4 protein-coding genes and 1 pseudogene (1 of these 5 running past the window's edge) are annotated in these 3,647 nt (G+C 67.9%); all 5 read left to right on the forward strand.

Translation table 11 applies throughout. From position 1 onward, the window contains the following. Nucleotides 1–303: pseudogene (proB, locus tag K789_RS23685) on the forward strand (glutamate 5-kinase); it begins 863 nt to the left of the window's first position. A gap of 26 nt (nt 304–329) precedes the next feature. Beyond that, nucleotides 330–1,685, forward strand: coding sequence for a glutamate-5-semialdehyde dehydrogenase (locus tag K789_RS0120285; protein WP_024368346.1), 1,356 nt, complete (start codon nt 330–332; stop codon nt 1,683–1,685). Between the two features lie 80 nt (nt 1,686–1,765). Further along, the gene (locus K789_RS0120290) at nt 1,766–2,005 is read left to right on the forward strand and encodes a hypothetical protein (RefSeq protein ID WP_024368347.1); all 240 of its coding nucleotides are present in this window, start codon (nt 1,766–1,768) and stop codon (nt 2,003–2,005) included. A 55-nt stretch (nt 2,006–2,060) separates the two neighbouring features. Beyond that, nucleotides 2,061–2,705 carry a nicotinate-nucleotide adenylyltransferase gene (gene nadD / locus K789_RS0120295; protein ID WP_024368348.1) on the forward strand — a complete coding sequence of 215 codons (645 nt, stop codon included), beginning with the start codon at nt 2,061–2,063 and terminating at the stop codon, nt 2,703–2,705. A gap of 7 nt (nt 2,706–2,712) precedes the next feature. Next, nucleotides 2,713–3,647: hypothetical protein (locus tag K789_RS0120300; protein WP_024368349.1), on the forward strand; the 935-nt coding region annotated here is incomplete at its 3' end.

Below are 3,647 nucleotides of genomic sequence, written 5' to 3' on the forward strand. Positions count from 1 at the left end.
CTCGCCCACCTTGCGCATGTGCAGGGCCGGCTGATCCTCGACGACGGCGCGGTCAAGGCCGTGCGCGACCGCCACACCTCTCTGCTCCCGGCCGGGATCTCGGCGGTTGAAGGACATTTCGAAGCAGGGGACGCCGTGGAAATGGTCGCCGCCGACGGCACCGTCATTGCGCGCGGCCTGGTCAACTATTCCGCTGCTGAGCTGCCGCAGATGCTGGGCCGTTCCACAGTGGAACTCGGTGAGTCGCTGGGACGTGGATTTGACCGCGAGGTTGTCCACGTTGACGATCTGGTTCTGGTTTAGCGAGCCTGCCCGCCTAGACTTGAAGGATGACTGAGGCACTGATTCCCCAAGCCGCTGAGAAATCCACCGATGCCAGGCAGGCAACCACGATGCCCGAAGCAGGGAAGGCGCGTCCCTCAACGGCCGACGTCGAGGCAACCGTCCACGCCATCGCCGACCGCTCCCGCCAGGCCGCCCGCAGCATGGCCCGCGCCAACCGGGCCTGGAAGGACCGCGGGCTGCGTGCCATCGCCGCTGCACTGCTGGACCGCAAGGCCCACATCCTCGCAGCCAATGCCAAGGACGTAGCTGCCGGAAAGGCCAACGGCACGTCCGCGGCCATGCTGGACCGGCTCACCCTCACCAACACCCGCATCCAGGGCCTCGCCGATGCGCTGGAAAACCTCGCCAACCTGCCTGATCCGGTCGGCAACGTGGTCCGCGGCCAGACCCTCCCCAACGGGCTCCGGCTGCGCCAGGTCAACGTGCCCCTGGGTGTGGTCGCCGCCATTTACGAGGCCCGGCCCAACGTCACCGTCGACATCGCCGGGCTCGGCCTGAAGAGCGGCAACGCCGTCATCCTCCGCGGCGGGACCGCCGCTGCCGCCACCAACGAAGCCCTCGTTGCGGTGCTCCGCGACGCCCTGGAGTCTGTGGGCCTGCCCGCCGACGCCGTGCAGAGCGTTGACCAGTTCGGCCGCGAAGGGGCCAACGCCCTGATGCGCGCCCGCGGACGGGTCGACGTCCTGATTCCCCGCGGCGGCCGTGACCTCATCCAGTCCGTCGTGGCCAACGCCAAGGTTCCCGTGATCGAGACCGGCGAAGGCAACGTGCACATCTTCCTGGACGCCTCCGCAAACGAGGACATGGCCGTGCAGATCCTGCTGAACGCCAAGACCCAGCGGCCCAGCGTCTGCAACACCGTGGAAACCCTGCTGGTCCACTCCGCCTCGACCGTGCTGCCCGCCGTCGCCGCAGCCCTGCGCGCCGCCGGCGTCACATTGCATGCCGACGAACGGATCCGCGCCGCGCTGCCGGCCGCCGTCGACTCGGTCCCCGCCACCGATGAGGACTGGGCCACCGAGTACATGGACCTGGACCTCGCCGTGGCCATGGTGGACAGCCTGGACGACGCCGTCAAACACATCCGCACCTGGTCCACCGGCCACACCGAGGCCATCCTGACCAACGACCTCGGCAACGCCGAACGGTTTATCGCAGAAGTTGATTCGGCCGCTGTGATTGTCAACGCGTCCACCCGCTTCACCGACGGCGGCGAACTCGGCCTGGGCGCCGAAGTGGGCATTTCCACCCAAAAGCTGCACGCCCGCGGCCCCATGGGCCTGACGGAACTGACCACCACGAAGTGGATCGTCCAGGGCGAGGGCCAGATCAGGGCCTAGCAACGCTGTAACATGGAACAGAAGTCCGGAACGGCGGGGATTCCCGCCGTCGTCACATCTTGAACTCACTAGGGGAGAACATGCTGTCGCAGCAGATCGCCACAATTGTCGCCGCCGCGGGCGGATCAGGCCACGAGGAACTCGCACCGATTATTGCGCCGCCGTTCGTCGTTGGCGGCGTGATGTTCGCGCTCCTGATGGTCCTGCTGTTCATCACACTGTCCTACGGCAACCTGGGCAGGCGCCACGAAGCCGTCGAGGAGCACGCGGATCCGCACCGCCAGCACCCGAACAAGCACGATCACGGCCAAGGCCACTAATATTTCCGCCATCGTGAAGCAGCGCGGCGCCAAGCGCCGCCTGCGTCTGGGTGTGATGGGTGGCACGTTTGATCCCATCCATCACGGCCACCTTGTTGCGGCGAGCGAGGTCGCAGCCAAGTTCGACCTGGACGAGGTCGTCTTCGTGCCGACCGGCCAGCCCTGGCAGAAGATGAGCAAAAAGGTCAGCGAAGCCGAGCACCGTTACCTCATGACGGTCATCGCCACGGCTTCCAACCCGCGCTTCACCGTCAGCCGGGTGGACGTGGACCGGCCCGGGCCCACCTACACGATCGACACCCTCCGGGATCTGCACACGCTGCGCCCCGACGCGGACCTGTTCTTCATTACCGGCGCTGACGCCCTGGCGCAGATCCTGTCCTGGAAAGACATCGACGAACTGTGGTCGCTCGCGCACTTCGTCGGCGTCACCCGGCCGGGTCATGTCCTGGATGGAATGGGCCGCAAGGACGTCAGCCTGCTCGAGGTTCCCGCGATGGCGATCTCCTCGACGGACTGCCGCACCAGGGTTGCGGCCGGGAACCCCGTCTGGTACCTCGTCCCTGACGGCGTGGTGCAGTACATCGCCAAGTACGGACTGTACGGCGGCGACCCGGACACCGGGGACACGTCCGCCGGCAATGGCGCCGCCCGCTATGGCCGCAGCACCGAGATAGCCCAACCCGCCAGCACCGAATGAGTTTGCAATGAGTCAGGAACAGCCACCAATCCGCAGCCGTCGCGAGCTGCGACAGGCCAGAGATGAACGCCTGGAAGCGAACCAGGAGTCCGGAACCCCAGGTCCCGGCACGGTTCCGCCTGCCTCGACTACCCCTGTTGATCCCGGCGAGCCCACGGAGGCGGAAGTCACCGGGCGACGCCGGATTCCCGGACCCGTGGACTCGGCCCGCAACACCGCAGGCTCGGAACGGTCCTCGCAGGTCCGTGCCCGGGACCGCGCCACCTTGCGAACCATCAAGGAACTCGCCGAAAAAGAAGGCAATCTTGCCGGAGGCGGACAGCCCACCCGGCGCCAGCTGCGCCTGCTGCAGTTGGCCGCCGAAACCTCCCCGGCGACCGCAGCCAACCTGATCGTCCCCGCCTCGCCCCGGACCCGGGCCACCCCGGTCGTCCCCCAGCCCGGTGTGGATGGCCCTTCCACTGACAGTGCGAAAGCCCCCGCGCGGACGACCGACGGCGTCCCCGCCGCCCCGGGCGGCCAGGGTCCCGCGGGTATGACCGTGGAACAGGCCCTCGCTGCGCGGGAACTCCTGGCCCAGCAGGCCCAGAACCAGCTGGCCAAAATGGAGCACATCAACGCCACCGACCCCGACGCCGTCGATCCTCACGTCCTGGCGGAGCAGATCGCCCTGGCCGAGCGGGCCGCCGTCCTGAACCGCCGGGCCGCCGCCAAGCAGAAGCTGGCCGAACAGACCAGCAAGCCGGAACCGGCCCGGAATGACCCGACCACAGCCAACAATCTGGCCATGGTCACACCCCTGGAGTTCGTCCAGGTCCCCGGCGTGGAGCGGCCCGTCTTGAAGCGCCCTGCCACGTCCTATGTTCCGGTCGTCACCAACGCGGGCCCCCGGGTTGAGCCGTCCCGGAAGTCCGGTACCCGCCGTCCGGGTACACCCCGGCG

Origin of the sequence: Arthrobacter sp. TB 26 (assembly GCF_000427315.1) — a bacterium.
In the GTDB taxonomy this organism is placed as follows: Bacteria; Actinomycetota; Actinomycetes; order Actinomycetales; family Micrococcaceae; genus Arthrobacter.

Coding starts and splice junctions, on each gene's coding strand:
- K789_RS0120285 (WP_024368346.1), top strand. CDS start 330: ATGACTGAGGCACTGATTCCCCAAGCCGCTGAGAAATCCACCGATGCC.
- K789_RS0120290 (WP_024368347.1), top strand. CDS start 1,766: ATGCTGTCGCAGCAGATCGCCACAATTGTCGCCGCCGCGGGCGGATCA.
- nadD (WP_024368348.1), top strand. CDS start 2,061: ATGGGTGGCACGTTTGATCCCATCCATCACGGCCACCTTGTTGCGGCG.